The 25,113-nt window shown below is 43.8% G+C and carries 26 protein-coding genes and 1 other annotated feature; of the genes, 13 read left to right on the top strand and 13 right to left on the bottom strand.

The window, feature by feature from the left end; translation table 11 throughout:
• The first annotated feature begins 152 nt into the window (after positions 1-152).
• From A6K76_RS14150 to A6K76_RS14140, 3 genes are all read left to right on the top strand, one after another.
• A complete protein-coding gene (locus A6K76_RS14150) occupies positions 153-1,322 on the top strand; it encodes an MBL fold metallo-hydrolase (RefSeq protein ID WP_066466219.1) in 1,170 nt (389 codons plus the stop codon).
• Entirely contained in the window at positions 1,309-1,560 is a 252-nt protein-coding gene (locus tag A6K76_RS14145; protein WP_066466214.1) for a DUF3006 domain-containing protein, read from the top strand. Before A6K76_RS14150 ends, A6K76_RS14145 begins: the two co-directional genes overlap by 14 nt.
• A gap of 297 nt (positions 1,561-1,857) precedes the next feature.
• Entirely contained in the window at positions 1,858-2,649 is a 792-nt protein-coding gene (locus A6K76_RS14140; RefSeq protein ID WP_066466212.1) for an HAD family hydrolase, read from the top strand.
• 94 nt (positions 2,650-2,743) lie between these two features.
• Here A6K76_RS14140 and A6K76_RS14135 read toward each other — a convergent pair whose 3' ends face one another.
• Positions 2,744-3,514: an SDR family NAD(P)-dependent oxidoreductase gene (locus tag A6K76_RS14135; RefSeq protein ID WP_066466210.1), complete on the bottom strand. Its 771-nt coding sequence runs from the start codon at positions 3,512-3,514 to the stop codon at positions 2,744-2,746.
• Positions 3,515-3,786: 272 nt separating this feature from the next.
• On the opposite strand from A6K76_RS14135, the gene A6K76_RS14130 reads away from it, so the two are divergent.
• Positions 3,787-4,383, top strand: a complete 597-nt coding sequence (locus A6K76_RS14130; protein WP_245672002.1) for a TetR/AcrR family transcriptional regulator — start codon at positions 3,787-3,789, stop codon at positions 4,381-4,383.
• A 111-nt stretch (positions 4,384-4,494) separates the two neighbouring features.
• Here A6K76_RS14130 and serA read toward each other — a convergent pair whose 3' ends face one another.
• Positions 4,495-6,102 (bottom strand): phosphoglycerate dehydrogenase, encoded by a 1,608-nt coding sequence (serA, locus tag A6K76_RS14125; protein ID WP_066466208.1) that lies wholly within the window; start codon positions 6,100-6,102, stop codon positions 4,495-4,497.
• Positions 6,103-6,333: 231 nt separating this feature from the next.
• Positions 6,334-6,560: a binding site (T-box leader), on the bottom strand.
• A 447-nt stretch (positions 6,561-7,007) separates the two neighbouring features.
• Between serA and A6K76_RS14120 the strand changes: the two genes are divergently transcribed.
• Positions 7,008-9,011 (top strand): ABC1 kinase family protein, encoded by a 2,004-nt coding sequence (locus A6K76_RS14120; RefSeq protein ID WP_342669515.1) that lies wholly within the window; start codon positions 7,008-7,010, stop codon positions 9,009-9,011.
• Between the two features lie 36 nt (positions 9,012-9,047).
• On the opposite strand, the gene trhO is transcribed toward A6K76_RS14120, so the two are convergent.
• Positions 9,048-10,016, bottom strand: coding sequence for an oxygen-dependent tRNA uridine(34) hydroxylase TrhO (gene trhO, locus A6K76_RS14115; protein WP_066466204.1), 969 nt, complete (start codon positions 10,014-10,016; stop codon positions 9,048-9,050).
• A 222-nt stretch (positions 10,017-10,238) separates the two neighbouring features.
• Here trhO and A6K76_RS14110 point away from each other — a divergent pair, with 222 nt between their 5' ends.
• Complete coding sequence (locus tag A6K76_RS14110; protein WP_066466266.1) at positions 10,239-11,018, top strand: enoyl-CoA hydratase; 780 nt, start codon at positions 10,239-10,241, stop codon at positions 11,016-11,018.
• Between the two features lie 254 nt (positions 11,019-11,272).
• Here A6K76_RS14110 and A6K76_RS14105 read toward each other — a convergent pair whose 3' ends face one another.
• Positions 11,273-11,458 carry a YhzD family protein gene (locus A6K76_RS14105; protein WP_066466203.1) on the bottom strand — a complete coding sequence of 62 codons (186 nt, stop codon included), beginning with the start codon at positions 11,456-11,458 and terminating at the stop codon, positions 11,273-11,275.
• A gap of 180 nt (positions 11,459-11,638) precedes the next feature.
• Here A6K76_RS14105 and yhaM point away from each other — a divergent pair, with 180 nt between their 5' ends.
• On the top strand, positions 11,639-12,577 hold the full coding sequence (gene yhaM / locus A6K76_RS14100; RefSeq protein WP_066466262.1) for a 3'-5' exoribonuclease YhaM: 939 nt from the start codon (positions 11,639-11,641) through the stop codon (positions 12,575-12,577).
• A gap of 138 nt (positions 12,578-12,715) precedes the next feature.
• Here yhaM and A6K76_RS14095 read toward each other — a convergent pair whose 3' ends face one another.
• From A6K76_RS14095 to A6K76_RS14065, 7 genes are all read right to left on the bottom strand, one after another.
• Positions 12,716-13,186, bottom strand: a complete 471-nt coding sequence (locus tag A6K76_RS14095; RefSeq protein ID WP_066466202.1) for a peptidylprolyl isomerase — start codon at positions 13,184-13,186, stop codon at positions 12,716-12,718.
• 72 nt (positions 13,187-13,258) lie between these two features.
• Positions 13,259-13,444, bottom strand: a complete 186-nt coding sequence (locus A6K76_RS14090) for a hypothetical protein (protein WP_066466201.1) — start codon at positions 13,442-13,444, stop codon at positions 13,259-13,261.
• 99 nt (positions 13,445-13,543) lie between these two features.
• Complete coding sequence (locus tag A6K76_RS14085; RefSeq protein ID WP_066466199.1) at positions 13,544-14,083, bottom strand: DUF3267 domain-containing protein; 540 nt, start codon at positions 14,081-14,083, stop codon at positions 13,544-13,546.
• Between the two features lie 73 nt (positions 14,084-14,156).
• Complete coding sequence (locus A6K76_RS14080; RefSeq protein ID WP_211271772.1) at positions 14,157-14,708, bottom strand: HTH-type transcriptional regulator Hpr; 552 nt, start codon at positions 14,706-14,708, stop codon at positions 14,157-14,159.
• 144 nt (positions 14,709-14,852) lie between these two features.
• A complete protein-coding gene (locus A6K76_RS14075; protein WP_066466195.1) occupies positions 14,853-15,254 on the bottom strand; it encodes a YtxH domain-containing protein in 402 nt (133 codons plus the stop codon).
• A gap of 115 nt (positions 15,255-15,369) precedes the next feature.
• The gene (locus A6K76_RS14070) at positions 15,370-15,888 is read right to left on the bottom strand and encodes a tryptophan transporter (protein ID WP_066466192.1); all 519 of its coding nucleotides are present in this window, start codon (positions 15,886-15,888) and stop codon (positions 15,370-15,372) included.
• A 262-nt stretch (positions 15,889-16,150) separates the two neighbouring features.
• Complete coding sequence (locus tag A6K76_RS14065) at positions 16,151-16,570, bottom strand: HIT family protein (RefSeq protein WP_066466191.1); 420 nt, start codon at positions 16,568-16,570, stop codon at positions 16,151-16,153.
• A gap of 360 nt (positions 16,571-16,930) precedes the next feature.
• Here A6K76_RS14065 and A6K76_RS14060 point away from each other — a divergent pair, with 360 nt between their 5' ends.
• The 3 genes from A6K76_RS14060 to A6K76_RS14050 all read left to right on the top strand — a co-directional run bounded on the left by A6K76_RS14060 (position 16,931) and on the right by A6K76_RS14050 (position 19,280).
• A complete protein-coding gene (locus A6K76_RS14060) occupies positions 16,931-17,683 on the top strand; it encodes an ABC transporter ATP-binding protein (protein ID WP_066466190.1) in 753 nt (250 codons plus the stop codon).
• Positions 17,667-18,866: an ABC transporter permease gene (locus A6K76_RS14055; protein ID WP_066466189.1), complete on the top strand. Its 1,200-nt coding sequence runs from the start codon at positions 17,667-17,669 to the stop codon at positions 18,864-18,866. Before A6K76_RS14060 ends, A6K76_RS14055 begins: the two co-directional genes overlap by 17 nt.
• Before the next feature lie 72 nt (positions 18,867-18,938).
• Positions 18,939-19,280, top strand: coding sequence for a hypothetical protein (locus tag A6K76_RS14050; RefSeq protein ID WP_066466187.1), 342 nt, complete (start codon positions 18,939-18,941; stop codon positions 19,278-19,280).
• Positions 19,281-19,327: 47 nt separating this feature from the next.
• Here the strand turns inward: A6K76_RS14050 and A6K76_RS14045 are convergent, their stop codons facing one another.
• Entirely contained in the window at positions 19,328-20,491 is a 1,164-nt protein-coding gene (locus tag A6K76_RS14045; RefSeq protein ID WP_066466185.1) for a M20 metallopeptidase family protein, read from the bottom strand.
• 4 nt (positions 20,492-20,495) lie between these two features.
• The gene (locus A6K76_RS14040; RefSeq protein WP_066466184.1) at positions 20,496-20,996 is read right to left on the bottom strand and encodes an antibiotic biosynthesis monooxygenase family protein; all 501 of its coding nucleotides are present in this window, start codon (positions 20,994-20,996) and stop codon (positions 20,496-20,498) included.
• A 214-nt stretch (positions 20,997-21,210) separates the two neighbouring features.
• Between A6K76_RS14040 and hemE the strand changes: the two genes are divergently transcribed.
• The 3 genes from hemE to hemG all read left to right on the top strand — a co-directional run bounded on the left by hemE (position 21,211) and on the right by hemG (position 24,967).
• Positions 21,211-22,260, top strand: coding sequence for a uroporphyrinogen decarboxylase (gene hemE, locus A6K76_RS14035; RefSeq protein ID WP_066466183.1), 1,050 nt, complete (start codon positions 21,211-21,213; stop codon positions 22,258-22,260).
• Between the two features lie 12 nt (positions 22,261-22,272).
• The gene (gene hemH, locus A6K76_RS14030; RefSeq protein ID WP_066466182.1) at positions 22,273-23,199 is read left to right on the top strand and encodes a ferrochelatase; all 927 of its coding nucleotides are present in this window, start codon (positions 22,273-22,275) and stop codon (positions 23,197-23,199) included.
• Between the two features lie 334 nt (positions 23,200-23,533).
• Complete coding sequence (gene hemG / locus A6K76_RS14025) at positions 23,534-24,967, top strand: protoporphyrinogen oxidase (protein ID WP_342669514.1); 1,434 nt, start codon at positions 23,534-23,536, stop codon at positions 24,965-24,967.
• The last annotated feature ends 146 nt before the right edge of the window (positions 24,968-25,113 follow it).

The following is a 25,113-nucleotide window of genomic DNA, read 5'->3' as shown; positions in this document are numbered from 1 at the left end:
CGAAATACTATTTAGCAATGATAAGGTATGTGCTACAGTCAATATGACTTCAGTACATACCTTATTTGTCTTTTCATCTTTTAAGCCGCTGTAACGTGCATGTATTTGATACAATAAAAACAAAAAACGAAAGTAGAAAGGACGAGCGCAGCGTGAAAAAGTGGATAGTAGGAGCGGCTGTAGCGGCAACAATGCTTGCGGGCTGTACAAATGTGACGACGAGCGAAGTAGGCGAGGACATGCGCGTGCATTTTTTAGACGTCGGGCAAGGTGACTCGATTTTAATTGAATCACCAAACGACGAGTACATGTTAATTGACGGAGGTGACAAAGGCTCGGGTGACGAAATTGTCGCGTATTTACAGCAGCAAGGCATCGACACGCTTGACGTCGTTGTTGCCACGCACCCGGACGCGGATCATATTGGTGGCTTAATCGACGTGCTTGAAAACGTGACGATTGAGCGCTGGGTTGATTCGGGCAAGGCGCATACGTCGCAAACGTATATTGAAATGTTGTCGCTCATCGATGAGAAGGACATTGATTTTACCGTTGCGCAAATGGGCGAGTACATTCCGTTTGATGATGCGTTAACAGTCGACGTCGTATACGCAGATGAAACATCAAACGATAATAACGAAGCGTCGGTCGTGCTGAAAATGACGTACAATGAGCGCTCATTTTTATTCGCAGCTGATGCTGGCGTGAAAGAAGAAGCGAAAATGTTAAAAAGCGACATTGATGCGGACGTATTAAAGGCAGGGCATCATGGATCGAACACGAGCAGCTCGGAGCAGTTCATCGATGCGGTGTCACCAGAAATTACGGTGCTTAGCTACGGTGAAGGTAACAAATACGGGCACCCACATAAAGAAGTGACGGACTTGCTAGCGAAATACAACTCGCTCGTATATGCGACGGCGGAATCTGGCACAATCGTTATTGAAACGGACGGTGTGAACATGTCGGTCGTTGATGCGGACGTCTTTAGCGGAAGCGGTGCAGCACAAACGAACGATGTGAACGCACAAGTTGCGATTACTGCAAAAGATATGTTAAGCGAATTTGTGACGATTCAAAATAACGGCAAAGCAGCAGTCGACATGACGAATTGGACGCTCGTTTCGGTGCAAGGCGACCAGCGCTTTACGTTCCCAAGCTTCACGTTACAGCCAGGGCAAGCGGTGTATGTGACGAGCGGTGACAATAAGCAAGACGGCGGCGATTATATGCATTGGTCAGGTTGTCAAATGTGGGCAAACGATGGCGACGCCGCACAGCTATTAAATGCAAAAGGGGAGATTGTTCATGCAATCGATTAAATACGTATTAGACCGTTATGAAAATGATTACGGCATTTTTTTAAAGCTGCCGAACGAAACAGACCAACTGCTCGTGCATAAAACAGAAATGATTGGCGAGGCGCATGAAGGGGACATTTGCGCCGTACAGCAGCACGAGGGCAAGTTTCAAATTGATGTGCTCACTGACGACACAGCGCGCGCACGCGAAACGGCACAAAGCTTGCTTGAGAAGCTAAAACAAAAGGGGAAACAGTAAAGTCAGACCGCTAACTTGTCAGAAAATATGATAAACTACGAACAGCGGAGTATATGTGTTAGTGAAAGAAGGCATTCTTCAGAGCGTTATGTTGCTTTTCGCATCGAGGCAGGCTTTCCGCGGGCTTGGCTTGAGCCTCCTCATCGTTCGTACCTCACGATTGCGGGGTCTCAAGTCTCAAGCTTTTCCCGCAGGAGTCCGCCTCTTGCTTCAAGCAACACATATTTCGCTAGCTATTATGTTGAATGAAACAGTAACGAACACATTGTAGTAAATAACATTTTAGGAGCTAAAACAATGAGCATTAATACAGTAATTTTCGACTTAGACGACACGCTTTTATTCGACAAACAAAGCATTCAATCAGCGTTCGACAAAACGTGTGAATACGCAGCGACGAAAGTAGACGTTGACGCAAAAGCGCTAGAGGAAGCAACGCGTGAAGCAGCGCGTGCATTATATAGCAGCTACCCGACGTATGATTATACAGTAATGATTGGCATTAACCCGTTTGAAGGGATGTGGGGAACGTTTGATGACCCGACGCCGCAGTTCCAACAAATGAAAGATATCGTACCAAGCTACCGTCGTGATGCATGGACGCAAGGTTTAGCGAAGCTTGGTATTGACGACGCTGCATTTGGCGCAGAGCTAGGTGAACGTTTCGTTGAGGAGCGCAAAAAGCACCCGTATTTATATGAAGATACATACGAAGTGTTAAACAAGCTAAAAGGCAACTACAAGCTTGTATTACTGACGAACGGTGCACCAAGCTTACAAAACTTAAAGCTTGAAATTACGCCAGAGCTAGTACCGTACTTCGATCACATCATCATTTCAGGTGACTTCGGTAAAGGGAAGCCAGACGCATCAATTTTTGAACACGTTTGCGAAGTAGCGGGCATTACAGCAGAAGAAGGCATCATGGTTGGCGACAACTTAATGACAGACATTTTAGGTTCTTCACGCATTAATATGAAAAACGTATGGATTAACCGCGAAGACAAAGTGAACGACACAGACGTAACACCAGTGTACGAAGTGACGTCGTTAACAGCGTTTTACGAGTTATTAGAGACATTAAAATAATAAAAGGTGAGCAGTCTGCAATTACGCAGCTGCTCATTTTTGTGTACTATGTAAAAAAACCTCCAACGCGAAAAAATCGGCTGGGGGGAATGTATTAACGAGATGTGTAACCTGCGTCTGCGTGAATCACTGTACCTGTAATGTATGATGATAAATCAGATGCTAACCATAACGTTGCTTGAGCAATTTCATCTGGCTGACCGAAGCGGTTTAATAAAGAAAGCTGTGGTGCGTACGTTTCTTCATTTAAGCCAAACTGTTCAATTGCGCCGCGCAGCATCGGTGTATCGATCGCACCTGGTGCAACAGAATTTACGCGAATGTTGTATTGACCATTTTCGACAGCTGCTACTTTCGTTAAGCCGATAACACCGTGCTTCGCTGCTACGTATGCGATTGTGTCAGGCTGTGGACGGAAGCCACTTACTGAAGAAATGTTAATGATTGAGCCACCGTGACCTTGTGCTTTCATTTGTTGAAGCGCGTACTTTTGGCATAGCGCGACACCTTTTAAGTCAACAGCCATTAAGCGATTCCAATAGTTTTCGTCAAACGAATCAGCTGGTTTGTCGTCTGGCGTTAACGCTGCATTGTTAACGATAACGTCTAATTTACCGAACGTATCAACCGCGAATTTTACCATCGCTTGTACTTGCTCGCTATTTGACACATCTACTTTTACGAATGCCGCTTGTCCGCCGTTTGCGTTAATCGCTTCAGCAACAGCTTGCCCTTTTTCTTCGTTAAAATCAGCTACGACAACTTGCGCTTTTGCAGCAGCGAATAATTTGGCAGTTGCTTCACCCATACCCATTGCTGAGCCTGTAACGATTGCAACTTTACCTTCTAAAACTGGAAATGTCATATGTGATGCCTCCTTGTGATATGCTCCTTATTCTATGTCGTGCATCATGTATCGACAATCATCAATGTGTTGCGATCTGTTCGATAACAAACAAATGAGCGCATTTTGTACGTTAAAATTTGGTTCCTCACCGTAAGCTGGGGTTGACGTATAAAAGTTGCTTGAGCCGCGCCCGCGGAAAGCCTACATCGACGTGAAAAGCAACCCCAAGTTATGGTGAAGAGCCTAAAATTTGCAATTCATTTCATCGTAGTCGATACTAGCATGAAGAGGTGATCGTTATCGAGACGTACGTAGACAAGCGCATTATACGCTCTCAAAAAGCAATCAAATCAGCATTTTTACATTGTTTAGCGAAAAAGCCATTTCATGAAATTACGATTTCGGAAATTGTGCGTCTTGCGGAATACAATCGCAGCACATTTTATGCACATTTCGAATCGACAGAGCATTTAGTACAAAGCATTATTGATGAAGCATTACAGCAAATGATTGTCCATATACGAGCGCCGTACGAGCATATGAAGGAAGTCGACATGCGTCAGCTAGATGCAAATGCCATTACGGTGTTTGATTATTTTTTACAAAACGAAACGCTATTTAAAACGTTGCTGAGCAATCATTTACAAGTAGACATTCGTCATAAAATCGCAAGCGCCATTGAAAACTTATTCATTGAACAATATGAATATGAGTTATCGACGAGCGATATCGATGTGAAGTGGTTATACATTTACCGCGCACACGGCTTAGCAGGCATGATTATTCGTTGGATTGAAGAGGATTTTGCAACGCCAGCGCACGTCATGGCGGAGCAAGTGTTAAAGCTCATGACAGTGACGACGTATAAATTTACGGTAACAGAATAATTGTAATGAGCCGATATGGACGATGCGTACAGCTGGTAGGTAAATGAGCAATAGGAAAAGAAAAAAGCCCCGATGATTTCGATTACCGAAATCATCGGGGCTTTCAAAAAATTATAGGCTAATTGCTTTTACTTCGTCAATATTGTCAAGCTCTGTTACGTATTGAATTTCTTCAGTTGTAACGGCGTTGTCGATTGATAATAACATTACTGCTTGTCCACCAACGTCTGCGCGACCAACTTGCATCGTTGCGATGTTGATATCTTTTTCAGCAAGCTTTGTAGCTAAGCGACCGATTGCACCTGGCTTGTCTGTGTTTTTCACGTATAAAATGTTGCCTTCAGGTTTTAAGTCAACGCCGAAGCCTTCCACTTTTACGATGCGAGCGCCTAAGCCGTTTAATAACGTACCAGCGATTGTGTGTACTTCGTTTTCTGTTTTCACTTCAACTGTAATTAAAGATGTGAAACCTTTAGCAGTTGTCGTTTTGTGCTCGTTAATTTTAATGCCGATTTGCTCAGCTAAGTAACGTGCGTTTACGTCGTTTACGTGTGTACCTTGTTTTGTTGAGAATAAACCTTTAATTGCGCTTGCTGTTAATGGGCGCACGTCGTAGTTTGCTACTTCACCAGCGTAAGATACGTTTAATTCTGTTACTGCTTCACCAGTTACTTGTACTAAGAACTTACCTAATTTTTCTGCTAATGCGAAGAATGGCTCAACTTGTGCAAGCTTTTCTTTCGGAATAGAAGGCATGTTTACTGGGTTTGTTACCGTACCAGTGTTGAAGAATTTAATAATATCGTTAGACACGTCAACTGCTACAGACTCTTGTGCTTCGATTGTAGATGCACCTAAGTGTGGAGTAGCGATTACTTGTGGTAACGTTAATAATTTGTTGTCTGTTGCTGGCTCTTCGATGAATACGTCAAGTGCAGCACCTGCTACTTTACCTGAAACGATTGCATCATATAAGTCGTCTTCGTTAATAATACCGCCGCGTGCACAGTTAATTAAGCGAACGCCGTCTTTCATCATTGCGAATTTTTCTTTGTTAAATAAGTTGCGTGTTTCTGGTAATAATGGTGTGTGAACAGTAATGAAGTCTGCTTGCTCGCAAATTTCTTCTACCGTTGCTTTTGTTACACCAAGTTCTTGTGCGCGCTCTTCAGTTAAGAATGGGTCATACGCTAATACGTTCATGCGAGAACCTTTTGCACGGTGAGCTACTTCTACGCCGATACGACCGAAACCAACAACACCTAACGTTTTGTTTTTCAGCTCAACACCAACGTACGTTTTACGATCCCATTTGCCGTTTAATAAAGAGTTGTAAGCTTGTGGAATGTAACGAGCTAAAGATGTCATCATAGCGATTGTATGCTCAGCAGCTGAGTTTGTGTTACCGTCTGGAGCGTTAACAACGATAATACCGCGTTCAGTTGCAGCTGTTAAATCGATGTTATCAACACCAACACCAGCACGACCGATTAATTTTAAGTTTGTTGCAGCAGCGATTACTTCACGTGTTACAGTTGTTTGAGAACGTACTAATAATACGTCTACATCTGCAATTTTAGAAATTAGCTCTTCTTGAGAAAGACCTGTATCGACGATGATGTTTAAATCTAAATCTGTTGCTGCGCGTAATGGTGCGATACCATCTTCGCTTAATGGATCTGCGATGAAAATGTTAATAGCTTTTGTTGCGACTGTCATAATGAATAAACTCCTTTATAATGAAATTAATTTTTTAATGTTACAAAACATGCAAACGTGGCAAAGTGTGTAAGTAGCAAAGTGCTTCGTGTAACGTGGGGATGCCTGTCGTTCTTCCGTCACGTCATTCATGAACGCTGCAATAAAAGTCCCTCTGTCTTTCACTGCATATGTACATATAAAAATAAAAGCCTTCCACTCCTTATAACACAAATACATACCGGTTGTGTCATAAGGGGCGAAAAGCTAAACATTCAGCATTACGCGGTGCCACCCTTGTTCACTGCATTGAAGCAGTCTTCATTCGCTTACGTAACGGGTAAGAGCCGGATTAAGTTACTCAAAGTTCGCCTAATCTATTCAGGAGTGGAACTATATTACGTTTACTGCTGATTTACACCAACCATCAGCTCTCTTAAAGTAAAGAATAATAAGCATGTCTCCGTCGTCATAATTTGCTTGATTAAATTTGTAACTATCATAAAGCCTAATGTTCACCTTTGTCAACGTAATTTTCAAAAAAATGCGTCAAAAAGAACTTTTCAACAAAAAAAGTGCTTAAAAAACGAATTATGAATCGTTTTTTAATACGTATTGTTCGCTTTATTTTTTCGGGTGTATCATTTCAATTTCTCGAAAACACTTCAATTAAGTTGAAAAAGCAGAAAATTTAGAGTTTTCAGCATGTGTATAATAAAATGGAGAAGAAGCTTAAAATATGGAAAAATGTACGAGAACGCGAACATTGGTGTTTTTTCATACGATTCGGTCTAGAGGGGGCGGAAACTTTTTCATCGCATTTACGTGTTCATTTATAGGAAGATTGACGACGTGCTTCATTTTAAGTAAAAAAGGGAAAACAACAAGCGTGCTGTAGCAACATGTTCGCAGTAAAGGGGGAGTGAATGATGATCTTTACGTATGTAGAATGGTTTATTCAAATTGGAATTGTTGGCTTCATCGTATATTTTGTAACTGGGCGTTTAATGGGGGCGCAAGTGAATTTTATTCGCAAAGTCATTTCCGTTGCAGCGAGCGTCATTTTAACGTCCGTTGTGTATTGGTATACATATTTGCGTTTTACAAACTTTAGCGATGAATCGACGCTGCATATTGCGATGGATCCGAGTGCGCTTTTATGGGTCGGCTGTATGCTGTTACTGTCGATGCTATTTTATTTAATTTCAGAGCTTGTCGATCCGCTACAATTAAACGGCTCTGTTGACAACACGCAGCAAAAATCATGGTGGCGACGCATTCGCAATCATTGGCGACATCAAAAGCGACTGCGCTATATTTTGAAAATGGCGGTGACGAACGGCTTGTCGCGCACGATTAAATATGCACGTCAGCCAGAAAGTCAGCGCGAGCTTGCGATTGGCTTGCGCGATACGCTCGAAAAAAGCGGCGGCATGTTCATTAAGTTCGGGCAAGTGTTATCGACGCGCAAGGAGCTATTTTCGCCAGTATTTATCGACGAGCTAGAGAAGCTTCAGCACAACGTCGACCCGCTAGCGCCAGAGAAAGTACATCACATTTTATACAACGAGCTACCGTATGATGTATCGACTGTATTTTCATACATCGACCCGACACCACTTGCGGCGGCATCGATTGGACAAGTGCATAAGGCAGTATTACATAACGGTGAGCGCGTCATTATCAAATTACTGCGGCCGGAAGTAAAGGAAGTGCTGCGTGATGATTTAGGACTGCTTGTTGATTTCTCAACGTGGCTTACGAGCAAATCAGCGTGGGCGGAAAGCTTGAGTTTCCGTGAGCTAGCGCATGGCTTTGCCGAGACGATTCGTGAAGAGATGGATTTCTCGCTTGAAGTGCGCAACATGATGCAAATGGGCAAGTCGCTTGAAAATAACATTTATCACATTCATGTGCCGAAAGTGTATCCGCAATATAGCGCACATAACATTTTAGTAATGGAATATATCGACGGGGAAAGCGTATCAGATGCTGCAAATATTTTCAGTGCGCACGGGACGAACCGCAAAGATTTCGCACGCGACATTTTGTATTCGTTTTTTGAGCAGCTATTGTTTGCTGGCGTTTTTCATGCAGATCCGCACCCAGGTAATATCCATGTCGAGCGTGCATCAGGTGAGCCGGTATTACTCGACTTTGGCTCGGTTGGCCGACTTGCGGTGCAGCAACAGGAAGGCTTGAAGTTATTTTTCATGGGCGTTCAACAAGAGGATGCAGACATTTTGTTCGATGGCATCGTATTACTCGTTGATGACATCGATATTACGAAGCGAGAGAAGATGGAGCAATCGATTTCGCAAGTGTTAATGCGCATCTCGTATTTAGATAACATTCCAGCAGAGGAGCTCGTCGGTATGATTTTTGAAGTCGTGCGCCATTACGGCTTAAAGTTCCGTTCATCTGTTGCGGCGGCACTGCGCTCACTCGTTACACTAGAAGGCACGCTTCACGTCATTGATCCGACGTTTGATTTTTTTGACGAGGCGAAAGCATTTTCAGCAGAATATATGCGTGCATCGATTACGAAGCCATTTCGTGAGCCGATGGAGACGAAAAAGCGTTTAGAGGAAGAATTTTCGACGCTATTGCCACAGCTGCGCAAGCTACCGAGACGTTTAGACCGACTTGTGCAGCTAGTCGAAGCGGGGAAAGTAACGCTACATCATGATTTGTTTTCAGATCCGACGAGTGCGAATTTTGTGCGCATGTTATTTTCACGCATCATTTTGCTTGCAGTCGGCGTGACGTTTGGCATTATTTCGGTCGCATTGCTCGCCATTGCGCAGTTTATCGATGAAATGTATGCGGTATATTTAAATACGGCGTCGTACATGGGGCTATTTTTATGTGCGATTTTACTCGTACGTGTGTCGGTACAGGCGCTGCGAGACGAAAAAGATACGAAATGAAAAAGTCATTCGAGGTGTGCGCCTCGAATGACTTTTTTATGCTTGTACCGTTTGTGCTGCGGCGATTTTTTCAATTTGTGCTTCCACTTGCTCATCGCTCCAGCCGTGCTGCTCAACGAAATAGTTCGGCTTCGCGCGGCGGCATTCATCTGAACAGCTGCGCATGTAAAATGCCTCGTGCTCTTCTTTACAAAGCATCAGCTTATGGCATTTTGGGTTCGCGCAGTTCGTGTAGCGCTCAGTCGGCTCACCTGTGAAGAAATCGCGCCCGACAATCTGCTTATCGACTTTATTAATTTCAACGCTGCGACGCTCATCAAAGACGTACATTTGACCGTCCCACATTTGCCCTTGTACTTCCGCATCTTTGCCGTACGTCGCAATACCACCGTGCAATTGTCCAACTGATTCACCGATGCCTTCACGTTTTAACCAGCCTGAAAACTTTTCACAGCGAATGCCGCCTGTGCAATACGTTAGCACGCGCTTTCCTTCAAATAAGTGCATGTTGTCGCGCACCCATTGCGGCGTATCGCGGAACGTTTCGACTTCTGGCTTCACAGCGCCGCGGAAATGACCTAAATCATATTCGTAATCGTTACGCACGTCTAAAACGATCGTGTTATCGTCTTGCATTTGTTCTAAAAATTGTTTCGGTGATAAGTAGTCACCTGTAATTTCATGTGGGTTTACATCTTCTTCGTGTAAGCCTAAATGCACAATTTCACGACGCGGGCGCACGTGCATTTTTTTAAACGCATGCCCATCTGCTTCGTCAATTTTCCACATAATATCGGCAAATTGCGGGTTGTTGTTCATGTATTCCATATATGCATTTGTTTGTTCAACTGTGCCGGATACAGTGCCGTTAATGCCCTCTGATCCGACTAAAATACGTCCGAGCAGTCCAAGCTCCTTACAAAACGCTAAATGCTCTGCTGCGAACGTTTCTGGGTCTTCAATTGTTGTATATTTATAATAAAGTAATACGCGGTAATCTTTCATTTATTGTCCCTACCTTTATGTGTTGTTCGATTATCTAATATAGCATATTTTGTGTATTTCGGCTTGTTGAAAACGTAATGTGTAAATTTGCTCGATAAAGCAGGGATTTTGTTTTATTTGGCGAAATAAATTGGTAACGGTGATGAAAGCATGTATAAAGCCGTTTCATCATCGCTTCATTTGAATATAAATGGAGCGAACATCGAAAAAGGGGTGGCGACAATGACGTATGAAACATTAGTAGTAGAAAAACAAGACCGCAAAGTGACGGTAACGCTTAATCGACCAGATGCAGTCAATGCGATGAACGGACAAATGCTAGAAGACTTAGCACACTGCTTCGAGGAGCTGTCGCGTGATAAGTCGCTGCAAGTTCTCGTGCTTCGCGGGGCAGGACGTGTATTTTCAGCAGGTGGTGACGTGCGTGCAATGGCGGCAGGTGGCAATTTAATTTCACCGACGATTATGGATACGATTAAGCGTCTAGTGCTCGCGTTTTATCATTTACCAATGGTGACAGTTGGCGTTGTGCACGGCGCAGCAGCAGGGTTAGGCTTTTCGCTTGCACTCGCGTGTGACATTGTCATCGCTGAAGAATCGTCGAAGCTTGCGATGAACTTTATTGGCATTGCGCTCATTCCAGACGGTGGCGGACATTTCTTTATGAAGCAGCGCGTCGGTACAGTGAAGGCGAAACAAATGATTTGGCAAGGCGATGTACTAAATGGTGAGCAGGCATTATCGCTCGGGTTAATTGATTATAACGCTGCAGACGGTACGCTCGATGCAGTAGCAGATCAAGTGATCGGTAAGCTACTCGGTGCGCCGCTGCTTGCAATGATTGAAACGAAGCGCATTTTGCATAGCACGCATGCAGCAGAGCTTGAGGCAGTGCTTAATGCGGAGGCAGATGGGCAAGTGCGCATGCATGCGACAACTGATCATGCAGAAGGGCTGCGTGCTTTTTTAGGAAAGCGCACACCACAGTTTAACGGGCAATAAAAACTCATCGTGGCATGTTCATGACGTAGTGTATAAAGCAGCGACGGTTAGAGAAAAAGAGCGTGCCAAGAAACGGGCATTTGCAAAGCGAAAGTAGCGGCGGTTGCGTCAAAATACGCGCCACCGCCCGCATGATTAAGCTGCCATTTTCTAGCAAGCGTTCGCGTAACGAAGTGCAGTCGAAAAGCAGAAAAGTGCCATCAGGAAATGATAAATCTCCTGATGGCACTTGTTTTGTTCTAGTCTCATTCTGTTTAGACGTGGAATAAAATAAGTTTTCCGGCGTTATTTACGAGACGGTGTGTTTTTTCAGTTACACCTTTTTCCTCGATTTGACGCTGCCCTTCTTTTTTCGCTACGTCGTCGTTGTCGAACTCCCACGTTTCATCAAATAACGTTTCTCCTGTTTTTTCGAATGCTGTGAATCGATATTGTGCCATACGTAATTCCCCCCTTGCTTATGTATACCATTATTATACATGGAAAATTGTTTGAATTCACAAAAAATATTACATGAGCGCATAAAGTTGCTGAGCAAAACAATGATTTTTCCGAGAGTTTTCGACATGACAATGGTACAATAAAGGCGAACAAAATTGAACGAAAGAGGTGAATGGGTGTTGGCAGCGATTACAACATTACAACCAGGAGAAGCGGTTGACCATACATTATTTATTAAGCAATCAACGAAAAGTGTCACGACGGCAGGCAAACCGTTTATGACGCTCATTTTACAAGATAAAAGCGGTGATATTGAGGCGAAGCTTTGGGATACAAACGAGGAGCATGAACGAACGTATGCAGCCGAAACGATTGTACACGTTAGTGGCGAAATTCACGACTATCGCGGCAAAAATCAGCTGCGCATTAAAGCGATTCGTGTCGTCGGTCCAGAAGAAGGGATTAGCATTTCTGATTTAGTGCCATCATCAAGCGTTCCGAAAGAGGAATTATACGATGAGCTAACACAGTTTTTCTTTGAAATTCGAAATGCGAATATTGCGCGTATTACTCGCTACATTATGAAAGAGTTCAAAGAAGACATTTTAGTATTCCCAGCAGCGACGAAAAATCACCATGATTACATTTCGGGCTTACTCGATCATATGGTGTCGATGCTTCGTTTAGGGAAAGCAATTTGCGATTTATATCCGACGTTAAACCGCGACTTATTGTATGCAGGCATTATGCTGCATGATATTGGCAAAGTACGCGAATTATCTGGTCCGATTGCGACGACGTACACAGTAGAAGGAAACTTACTCGGACACATTTCGATTATGGTGACGGAGGTTGCAAAGGCAGCAGCGTCACTTAATATTGAAGGGGAAGAGGTTATGCTACTTCAGCACTTAGTGTTATCACATCACGGGCAAGAGGAATGGGGAAGCCCGAAGCGTCCGATGATTCAAGAGGCAGAAATTTTACATTATATCGATAACATCGATGCGAAAATGAATATGCTAACACGCGTATTAAATAAAACACAGCCAGGACAGTTTAGCGAGCGTGTTTTTGCACTGGATAATCGCGCCTTTTATAAGCCGACGATTGACTAATAAATAATGAAGCAACTAGACGCATGCAGTGAGATTTAAAAATGCGAGCCCGCAATCAGTTCACGGGTCATTTACTGGCTCATCAACATGCTTCATAAATGACAAAAGGCTAGAGGAACGTTGCATCCCTCTAGCCGTTTATTTTTCTATAGGTTGTGTATATTTATCAAGCACGTTTTGCAGCGCCTCGTCTTGTACTTGCACGTCATGTTCCTCTAGTAAATCATACATCAGCTCATCAAATGTTTTACCAGACTCTTTGACGGCCGTGTCACGAAGCAGGCTGAAATAAATGTTTTGGCGCAGTGACTCTTCCGTCATGCCATTTGCTTCAAGCGTTTGGTCAAACGTATCACCGTACGATTGCTTGAGCACATCTAACTCTTCTTCGACATCTTCATCACTGACACTGTACGTATCTTCTAACAACATTTTCGTTACGACTTGTTCAATCATTGATGGGCCGGCAATCGCGATCATTTCGTCGTAAAAGCTTTCCTTCGTAATATCGCCTAAGCTAGATGTGACGATGATTTCTTCTTCACGATCATTACATGCTGCTAATAAAAATAGCGATGAAGCGAACGCAATGTAGCGTAATTTTTTCATGTATGTCACCCTTTCATAAAAAAAACAAACGACCAAAGCCACGTTGACCTGTTCGTTTGTTGTATAGTTGCACTATAGCGAAATTAATACTTCGACATAAAAAGAAATTAATAAAATCGTAATGAGTATATTAATCGTTCGAAATACTTTTGGTTGATTTTCTTCAGGAATTTCACGTCGAGTACAAAGTGCATACGTGAGGCGGTTAATTTGAAATAAATAAAATACTGAGAATAGAACTACGATAAGTAAAAGCAAGTCTATTCCTCCCCTCTATTACTTACTCACAAGCATAACAAACTACAAATGGAAAATACAAGTTATACATCTTTACACATATGCGACTGACGAATACGTTTATGAAAGTGGTACTAGTATTTCATACCCGCGTGGCGTTTCTTCAATCAATGCATCTGTAGGGGAATGAATTAAATGTTTAATATAAATGTAATCAAACGCACAAAGAAGCGCATGTACACCGAGTAAAATCGAAGCGTAGTGCGTAATTGTCGGGAACATAACGGCGACGATCAGCAAAATCGTCGTCAGCACTAAAAACGGAAACAGCAGCGAAAAAATGTACAGCCTTTTTGGAATCGGCTCTTTAATGCGCATATGAATAGTTGGAATGCCGTATAAGCGTCTGCGCAACCGAATCGACATTTTATGACGATGGCGAAATAGCGGTAAAAAATGGAGCAGCTTATGTAGCGGATAAATAAGCAGTATGATGCACATAAAGTAAACGAAGTAACGATCGTCATACACCGCATAATTAAATAAATTTAAAAAGACGTAGCTAAACGAAAACGTTAGCACTGCATGAATGAGCGCAATTAAATACATTTTACGCGTACCGTATTCACGCTCGATGTTTAAAATTTTCCAGCAATGCAACGATAGCACCTCCATGAGAAATAGGCAAAGTAATGAACACACTTTGCCGATAAATACGTCTTAGTATAGAAGCTTAAGCGTTAATGTCTGTTTTATCTTCTAATGTATAGTTGAAATTTTGGAACGAACGCTCGAAAATGTCAATAAAATCTTCACCGTAAATGTTACGAATAACGGCCATTACATCTAAAAAATCAGGGAAGCGGCCATATAAATCTTTTAATGCAAGAGAGCCTTCTAAAATGGAGTGCTGCGTCTGATGGTAATTTTCGTTCATTTTTAAAATGAGCTCAACTCCATCTGTCGTAAGCTCGACGTATGTATTACGTTTATCGTCATTGCGCTTTGAAAACGTTAAATAACCGCGCTCCTCCAATTTTTTTGAAAAGTTAAAGGCGGTTGATACGTGCATGACACCAAATTTCGCAACATCGGAAATCGAGGCGCCCTTTAAGTGATAGGAAATCCATAAAATATGATGTTCATTAATATTTAAATCATAAGGCTTAATCCATTGCTGCCAATCTTTTTCAACAGCTTTCCATAATGCTTTCGAAAGCTGTGCAACACGTTGGCTATATAGCATCGCTTCTTTCGTCGTATACATTTGTTCTGACAATGCAATCACCTGCTTTTTTCGATTTAATAAAGAGTATGTTAATTATTATATCAATAAAAGAAAAAACTTTAAAGTTAGAAAAATGAAAAAATTAATGACGGAAAACATATTTCATCTGAACGAAAAAGAGAGCGAGCACTGCTCTTAAAATTAAGAGACAGGCTCGCTCGTTTCCTTCTGTTCTTTCTTGTCTTTTTTAAAATTTGCTGCTTCTTGTTGGAGCTCCTGCGCAATCGATTGCATTTGATTGGCATGATGCTGTAAGTTTGCAGCAACTGGTCGAATTTCCGTCGTGAATGTCGTCACCGATTCTTTTATATCATTTACTATGCTGGGAATATTATTTTTCGCCACGTCGTTAAAGTGTTGCACCGACTGTTTGAGCGCTGCGACGTGCGTGCTTACATCATCCTTTTTCGCCTTTAAGCTGTCCGATGTAGCCTTCAATGAAGAACGAACTTCTGTGCCTGATTTTGGCGTCGTTGCGATCGTCGCGAAAAAGCCACTCGCTAAACCAATCGCCACACCTTGCGCAATACGTTTTAATTTCATAAAAAATCCCTCCCTTTATTCATCTTATAGCCGACTTATGTAATATTAAACCATTGTATGAAAAAGAATACCACCATTCGCCAAAGCAAACGGTGGTATTTTTTCACGCTACACGTTAATTTAATGCCGTTTCAAATTTAGAACGCTTCACTAAATTTGTAATGATCGGGAAGATGATGAAAAATGCGATTGCATTGATCGCCATTGCAGGTAGTACGACGATGATGAACATTTCTGTAAATGCGCCTTCAAAGCCTGTTACGAAAATTGCTGCACCTAAAAAGATTGCACCAGAAATCGCAGTGCCGATGACCGTTAATACTGTGCCAGCTGCGACAGAGCGCGCCGCTTTACGCAGTGCAACGACCGCCGCAAAAAATAATAAGCCCGTTACGAATTTATCGATAATGTTCGGTACAAAGCCTGCTGGGAACGTCGTAAATAAACCAGATAATACGCCTGTCGTTAATGATAAAAGGAACGTATCACGAAGCGTCGTAAATAATAAAATTCCAATAAACATCATCGTTAACATGAAGTCCGGCTTCATACCATTGATCGGTGGCATAAATAAATAAAGCGCCGTTCCTACCCCAACTAACATCGCCATTAACACTAAATTTTTTGTGTTCATACTAAAACTCTCCTCTTGCTTTCTCAGCTCGTTTTATTCCCCTACTGTGCACTATTGCCAGCAGCGAGAACTTACATTGATTGTACACATGTCGTATGCACATTTCAACGCTTGTTGCTTTAATCGGAACGTGATGAGAAAAAATAAAGAGCAGCACTTCACTTTAACTTAATGGGCGACGGGCTGCGAGATGCGCTCGACCCGAAAATGAAAAATTGATGAATAAAGGGATGTGCGAGCTGTGCGCACATCCCTTTATTATTTATAAATGCTCGTTAATTTGTGCTGCAAGCTGCTGCATTTCTTCTGGTGCGAATTTGCCAGGCTGTGCACCCCACGTTACTTGTAGCCCGTCGTTTTCGTCGTAGCGCGGGATTAAATGCAAGTGGTAGTGGAACACGGTTTGACCAGCAAATGCGCCGTTGTTGTTTACTGTATTCATACCTTGTGGGTTGAATGCAGCTTTTAATGCGTTCGCAATTTTCGGAGCGCTCGCGTATAAGTTGCGCGCTACGTCCTCAGGCATATCAAAAAGGTCTGCTACGTGCTGCTTCGGAATAAGAAGCGTATGCCCTTTCGTTAAAGGAGCGATGTCCATGAATGCGAAAACGTGCTCGTCCTCATACACTTTCACGCTCGGAATATCGCCGTTAATGATTTTGCAAAAAATACAATCTGTCATATGTAAAACCTCCATCGATTATTTATTCACGTATAATACGTGTGTAGAAAGTAAGTTAAGATGTCATGTAGCTTGTTGCTCGTAACGAGAGGCGGACTTCAGCGGGAAAAGCGCGAGCCTCAAGACCCCGCAGCGTAGCGAGGAGGCTTGAGGAAGGCGATAAGCGCCACGTCCATGTGGCATCGCCTTCATGACCAACATCGTGTTCGCCTCCGCGCCCGCGGAAAGCCTGCCTCGAAAGTGAAGAGCAACTTTACACAAAGCTGACATTAAAGTATAGCATCTACAATGATTGTACCATCGAAAGCTGTATGAATACATATTTTTTGGTACACTAGAAACTAGATTGGAGTGGGAAACATGACAGTATTACAATTAAAAAACGTAACAGGCGGATACACACGAAAGCCCGTCATTCAAGATTTATCGTTTTCAATTAATGAAGGAGAGCTTGTCGGCTTAATTGGCTTAAACGGTGCAGGGAAAAGTACGACAATTAAACATATTATCGGCACGCTGCTTGCACAAAGCGGAGACATTTTCTTAAACGGCGTGACGATGCAGCAAAATATGAACAAATATCGCTCAAGCTTTTCGTACATTCCTGAAACGCCAGTATTGTACGAGGAATTAACGTTGCGCGAGCATTTAGAGCTAACGGCGATGGCTTACGGCTTAGATGAAAAGACGCTTGCGACACGTCAAGAAGCATTGTTAAAAGAGTTTCGCATGGAAAAGCGTTTAAACTGGTTCCCGTCGCATTTTTCAAAAGGGATGCGTCAAAAGGTGATGATCATGAGCGCATTTTTAGTGAATCCACCGCTGTACATTATTGACGAGCCGTTCGTTGGACTAGACCCGCTCGGCATTCAGTCGCTGCTGGATCAAATGCATGCGCGCAAACAAGACGGCGCGGCCATTTTAATGTCGACGCATATTTTATCGACAGCGGAGCGATATTGCGACCGCATCATTTTACTACATGACGGTCGTGTGCGCGCACAAGGAACGATGGACGATTTGCGTCGTGCGTTTAACATGCCGGATGCGACGCTTGACGACTTATACATTGCGATGACGAAGGAGCAGGACGCGAATGAACAGTCTAAATGATGTATGGACGAAGCGATTTACACATTATGTAAACGAGCTACAAAAGTATATGCGCTTTATTTTCACTGGACATATTGCAATCGTGCTCGTCTTCATCGTCGGGGCAGGTGGCTATTACTATAGCGAATGGTTAAAAACGGTGGATACGAGCTTTCCAGCTGAGTTGCTCGTCGCACTGCTCGTTGGTGTAATGCTAATGATGAGTAAGCCGGTGACGTTGCTGCGCGAGCCGGACCAAGTGTATTTATTGCCGCTCGAGGCGCACATGCCACAGTTTTTCAAATCGGCGCTGCGTTATACGTTTTTATCAAAAGTAGCGTTGTCAATCGTGCCGTACGTCGTGACAATTCCGATGCTAAAGGCGACGACCGATTTAACGACGCAGCAAATGTGGTTGATTGTACTTGCAATTGTTGTGCTGAAATGGTGTAACGTGCAAGGGGAGTTCGTATATCGTTACGCAAATCGTGGGGCAAACGTTTGGCTTGATTATGTCGTGCGCTTCGTCATTTCGGCGCTTTCCATGTATCACTTCTTAACTCAAGACGTCGTGTTTGGCGTGCTGTTTATGGCGATTGCGTTCGTTTATGTAACGTCGCTTGCGAAAAATATGAAAGGCAAGCCAGTACCGTATGAGCATTTCGTCAAAGTCGAGCAAGACCGCATGATGAGCTTTTATCGATTCGCAAATTATTTTACGGACGTGCCGCATTTACGTGGATCGGTGCGACGACGCGCGTATTTAAACTTCATGTACAAGCTCGCACCGTTTCAACAAAAAAACACGCACGTATATTTAGTGCTGCGTACGTTTATTCGTACAGATGACCATTTTTATTTATGGCTACGTTTAACGGCGATTTCAGCAGTGGCGGCGGCGTTCGTTGATTTATGGTGGGCAGCAACAATTATCGCGGGCGTCCTATCGTTTGCGACAGCTTATCAAATGAAAATTGCGCTGCTGACGATCAATTCATTTACGATGGATCAGCTATTCCCGGTGCCAGAGCAAATGCGTGAGGCGGCAGTGCGCAAAGTTATTTACGTATTTATGGCAGTACAGGCGTTGCTCGTACTATTATGTGCCATTTTCATCAATCCGTACTTTTACGCGCTCGGTATCATCGTCTTTGTCGTAGCGTTTATAACGGAGCGTATGACGAAGCGTCCGACAGAAATGTAGCGCATGCTCGTGACAAATGAGAAACAATGTATGTATACTAGTTGCATTGAATTGAAAAGTGAGTGAGTTGATATGACAGAGGTAGAGCAAAAACGCGCAGCAAGAAAGCGCATTAACTGTAAAGAGTGCGACGGCGTTATGATGGTCGATTTCAACGAGGCGGAGTTTGGACGCTTAATGAAAGTGAGCGGTCGACAAAAAATCGAGGAGCGTACGTTTTTTGAAAACTGTCCACATTGCGGTGTACGTAACGAAGTCGCAAGCACGAACAAAAATGAATGGGGCGACCGTAAAGCACCGAGCTTTGGGGCGATTTTATTTACAGGTGCGTTCTCATGTTTAATGATTGTCGGGGGAATGGCGGTCGTTGGCTTTTTCGCATGGCAAGGCATTAAAACGATTTTCGGCTTGTAATGATAAAACGAGTGTCACTGTGAATATTCACAGTGACACTCGTTTTTTTATGAAGCACTTTGATATTCAATCGCAGCTTGTAGCAACATTGCAGCTGCTACTTCCATACCGCGCTCATCGATATCAAACATCGGGTGGTGGTGCGGCACGTCATAGCCCGGGTAAGCGCCTGTGTAGAAAAACGTTCCAGGTACGTGCTGCAAGTAATATGCAAAATCTTCGCCGCCCATCGTTGGCACCATTTCAAATGCATTCGTCACGCAATCGAGCTGCTTCGCCACATCGCGCACAAATAACGTTTCGTGCTCGTGATTGACAACAGCAGGGTAGCCTTTAATGAAGTCGATTGTGTACGACGCATCGTGCGCAATCATCGTTCCTTCAAGCACACGGTAAAATTCCTGCTCCATAAGCTCGCGCGTTTCTTCAGTAAATGTGCGAATCGTGCCGCTAAGTTTCGCTGTATCTGCAATGACGTTTGATGCGTTATCGGCAACGAAGCCACCGATCGACAGCACGGCCGATTCAATCGGTGATACGCGACGAGACACGAGTTGCTGCAAGTTTAGCACGAGCTGTGAGCCGATGACGACCGCGTCTTTCGTTTGGTGTGGGTGAGCGCCGTGCCCACCGCGACCTTGAATTGTAATGTCAAAGCTGTCGCACGCTGCCATCATCGGACCGACGCGGTAGCCGATATGCCCAACGTCGTGATTTGACGATAAATGCGTGCCGAAGATGACGTCGACACCGTCTAGACAGCCGTCTTCAATCATCGACTTCGCGCCGCCTGGGTCAAGCTCCTCGGCGTGCTGATGAATGAGGACATATGTACCGCGCAGTTCGTCGCGCAGCTGCCATAAAATTTTGCCGACAATTAAAAGCGTTGCTGTATGCCCGTCATGTCCGCATGCATGCATGACACCAGGAATAGTCGATTTGTATGGCACGTCCTTTTCGTCTTGAATCGGCAGCGCATCAAAGTCAGCACGCAGCGCAACTGTTTTACCAGGAAGCGCACCAGTAATTGTTGCGACGACACCGTTACCGCCGACATTTGCGCGGTACGGTACGCCAAGCTCGTCGTAAAACGCTTGAATGTACTTTGCGGTGTTTTGTTCTTGAAACGATAGCTCTGGGTGCATGTGTAAGTAGCGGCGAATGTCGATGAGCTGTTGTTTTTGCTTAGCAACGAGTTCATAAACGTTCATATATTCACTCTCCAATCGGTTTTGCGACATATTTCGTAATGTACGGCTTTGAGACGAATAAGTTTTGCGTGCTAGACGTCGGCGCGTTGCCAAACAGCGTCTTATATGAATTGCTCTCTTGCCATAACTCAAATGACGCTGGCCCTGCCCATTGCGTTAAAATGATGTACGTGTCGTTTTTAATCGGGCGAAGGAGGCGGTAAGCAATTAAGCCAGCAGTGGAACTAATCATGTGCCCTTCATTTCGTAAACGCTGCTCAAGCAACGCATCTGCATCGTCTGTAATCGGAAAGTTGAGCATCGCAAAAAAACCGCGCTGCTCGATGTCGTTTGCACCTTCTACTACGTCAAAGCTTCGCGGCGTAGCAAACACCGATTTTTTCTCCGTTTCGTGTACGAGCAGCGTGTTTCCTTCTCCGTGCATAATGAATATCGTTTGTTTGTCATGTTTTTTTCGAATCGTTTCCATAAATTCCGGCGTGCCGGATGTAATGTGAATTTTCATAATATAGCCCTCCATTTGTCAAGTCGTCAATTATATTTTACCCTTTCTACTATGAACAAATGCAACAATGTTGTCAAAAAGGTGGCAACGGTTCAAGACAATTTTATGACATTTCGAGCGGAAAACTATACAATATGAAAGGGAGCGTTTATATTGATGGAGGATATCATTATAAGCGGGTTTTGACTACATTTTGAGAGGAAGCGTTCTACAAATGGGAACATTCAACGATACATTATTACGTGCTGCACGAGGTGAGGCAGTCGAGCATACACCAGTATGGTACATGCGCCAAGCCGGACGTTCACAGCCAGAATACCGCGCAATTAAAGAAAAATACTCATTAGAAGAAATTACGCAGCAGCCAGAGCTATGTGCGTATGTAACGCGCTTACCAGTAGAGAACTACAACGTAGACGCAGCAATTTTATATAAAGACATCGTAACACCTTTACCTGGCATCGGTGTGGACGTAAAAATTAAAGCAGGCGTAGGTCCTGTCATTTCAAATCCGATTCGTACAGCAGCTGATGTAGAGCGCCTTGGCGAATTTAACGCAAAAGAGCATACACCGTTCGTACTTGAAACGATTGAAATGTTAACGAAGGAGCAGCTGAACGTACCGCTTATCGGCTTCGGCGGTGCACCGTTTACGCTAGCAAGCTACATGATCGAAGGCGGACCATCTCGCAGCTACAACAAAACGAAATCATTCATGGTGTCACAGCCGCAAGTTTGGTTTATGTTAATGGATAAGCTTGCCGATATGATCATTGCCGACATTACAGCGCAAGTAGAAGCAGGCGCTAAAGCGATTCAAATTTTCGATTCATGGGTAGGTGCTTTAAATGTAGAGGATTACCGCGTATTCATTAAGCCGGTCATGACGCGCATTTTTGGCGAGCTACGCAAATTAAACGTGCCGCTCATTCAGTTCGGCGTAGGTGCATCTCACTTAGCGAACGAATGGCACGACTTACCGATTGACGTTGTCGGTCTTGATTGGCGCTTACCGATTAAAGATGCGATTGCGCGCGGCATTACGAAGCCAGTGCAAGGTAACTTAGACCCATCGTTTTTACTTGCGGATTGGTCAGTGATCGAAAAGCGTGCAAAAGACATTATTGACCAAGGTGTTCACGCAAGCGGGCACATTTTCAACTTAGGTCACGGTGTATTCCCAGAAGTAAACCCAGACGTATTAAAACGTTTAACGACATTTGTACACGAATATAGCGCACAAGTACGCGCACAACAACAATAGAGGTGAATGAATATGAAACCAGTACGTGGATTATTAGTGATGGCATACGGTACGCCGTATAAAGAAGAAGACATCGAGCGCTACTACACACACATTCGTCACGGACGTAAACCTTTGCAGGAGCATATTGATGACTTAACAGAGCGCTACCGTGCAATCGGCGGCATTTCACCACTTGCGAAAATGACAGAGGCGCAAGCGAACACATTATGTGCGCGTTTAAACGAAGTGCAAGATGAAGTAGAATATAAAGTATTTATCGGCTTAAAGCATATCGAGCCGTTTGTAGAAGATGCAGTGGAGGCGATGGTCGCAGAAGGCATTACAGAAGCGGTATCTATCGTACTTGCCCCGCACTTCTCGACGTTCTCAATCAAATCTTACAACGGTCGTGCACAAGCGCATATCGAAAAGCTTGGCGCGAACCTGTCATTAACGTCGGTAGAATCTTGGTACAAGCAGCCGAAGTTTATCGAGTTTTGGAAAGATGCAGTAAACGGTGAGCTTGCGAAAATCGAAGACAAAGACAAAGCATGCTTAATCGTATCGAACCACTCGTTACCAGAAAAAATTAAGCTAGCAGGCGACCCGTACGAGGAACAATTAATCGAAACAGCTCGCTTAATTGAAGAAGCGTCAGACATCGTTAACGTCGAAGTTGGCTGGCAATCAGCTGGTCAAACGCCAGAGCCGTGGCTAGGACCAGACGTGCAAGACTTAACGCGCGAGCTATTTGAGCAAAAAGGCTACACGTCATTTATTTACACGCCAGTTGGCTTCGTAACAGAGCATTTAGAAGTGCTATACGATAACGACATTGAATGTAAAGTAGTGTGCGATGACATCGGTGCGGCTTATTACCGTCCAACGATGCCAAACACACACCCATTATTTATTGATGCAATGGTAGATGCCATTCATGACAAATTAAACGCATAAACATAAGATGAGGAGCTATGTAATACAGTTGGATATGTCACGTTATATTCAATAGCTCAATGTAAATAAGGAAGTAGCGAATTATTGTTCGGACGTGTAGGCGGCGACTCCAGCAGGAACAGCACGAGCAGAAAATCCATTTTTGGCGGCTTGCCCGACAAAAATTAGTTGAAGCCGCGCCTGCGGAAAGCGTCCGCCGAAACAAAAGAACAAGTGGCGGTTTCCTATGAGCATGTGACATGTAGACGACATACCTCCTCTGTTTCTGTGATTCGTCGACATTCGTCGAAAAGTGACAGAAGCAAAATAATTACGTGCGAAACAGAAAGTGATGATGAGAGTGACAAATAAACAGAGGAAGGTTGTTATTATTGGTGCAGGGATTACTGGGCTAACGACCGCGTTTTATATGCAAAAGCAAGTGCGCGAAGAGAAGCTGCCGGTAGAAGTGTTGCTGCTTGATGCGTCATTACGTACAGGTGGTAAAATTGAAACGCTGCGCCAAGATGGATACATTATCGAGCGCGGCCCTGAATCATTTTACGATCAGCACGGTGATGTTGAGCGCTTAGCACAAGATTTATACATTCGCTCAAAAATGATGTATAACAATATCGGTGATTCGTATATCGCTGTTCATGGAGAGCTACATCCAGTGCCGAATCATTTTACAGTGAGCCGCACGAGCAATGACAATCCATCGTTTATGACGACGAATTTATTGTCACTCGGTGGGAAGTTACGAGCGATGCGAGACATTGTACTACCGCGTGGCGAGCAGCAAGATGAATCCGTTGCGCAGTTTTTCAAGCGTCGCGTCGGTACAGAAGTCGTTGAAAACTTCATTGAGCCATTGCTTGCAGGTACGTTTGCAGGTGATATTGACCAATTAAGCATGCGCTCGATGTTCCCGGAGCTATACGACCTAGAAGCAGAGCATCGAAGTTTATTAAAAGGTTTAAAGAAGACAGAAATTTTATTTTTACCAAACGAGGTGCGTCATCAGCGCGGCGTATATCAAACGTTCGAGCGTGGCTTACAAACGTTAGTGGAATCGCTTGAGGAAAGCTTAGCACCAAATACGCTGCGTAAAGGTGTGCGTGTGGAGCAAGTTGAATCAACAGGAAGCGGTGTCGTGTTGCATTTAAATAACGGTGAGAAGCTAACGGCAGACGAGTTGATTGTCGCAACGCCATTTGCGGCAGCGAAAAAAATGCTGCAATGTGAACGGATTTTTGATGATATTCAGCCGGTGAAAAGCGCGACGATTGCGACCGTGACGTTAGCGTTTAAAAAGGAACAAATTCAAAAGTACGAGGAAGCAATCAACTTTTTCGTATCGCGTAACTCAAGCTATGCGATTACGTCTTGTACATTTTCACATAATAAATGGGACGGTGTAGCGCCGGACGATCAAGCGTTACTGCGCGTTTATTTAGGGCGCGTCGGCGATGAAACAATGGTTGAGCTATCGGACTCTGAAATTGAAAAGATTGTACTGCGTGATTTAGAGGAAGCGATTGGTTTAACAGGCCAGCCGCTGCTAACGATCGTATCGCGTTGGAAAGAAGCGATGCCGCAATACGTCGTTGGGCATGAAGAAGCAGTCCAAGCGATTCAACAAAATTTAGCGAAGTTATTGCCGACTGTACATGTGACAGGTAGTTCGTACGAAGGTGTCAGCATTCCGAGCTGCGTTGCACAAGGACGAGCGATGGCCAAGCGTATTTTAACGAAGCTGTTACAGGCAGATTATACAGATGCATAATTCATTCCCCGTAAACGAAATTGTTTACGGGTTTTTTACTATTGTCACAGTAATATTACAAATAAGAAAAATACGTTTTTTTATAGGAAATATCGTGTAAAAGCGGTGTATTCATCGTACACTTAAGGAAATGAAGCATATGGAGG

The sequence above is a fragment of the Caryophanon latum genome (assembly GCF_001700325.1).
Taxonomy (GTDB): Bacteria; Bacillota; Bacilli; order Bacillales_A; family Planococcaceae; genus Caryophanon; species Caryophanon latum.
The sequence above is the reverse complement of the archived record's forward strand: the minus strand, read 5'-3'. Positions and strand labels throughout refer to the sequence as shown.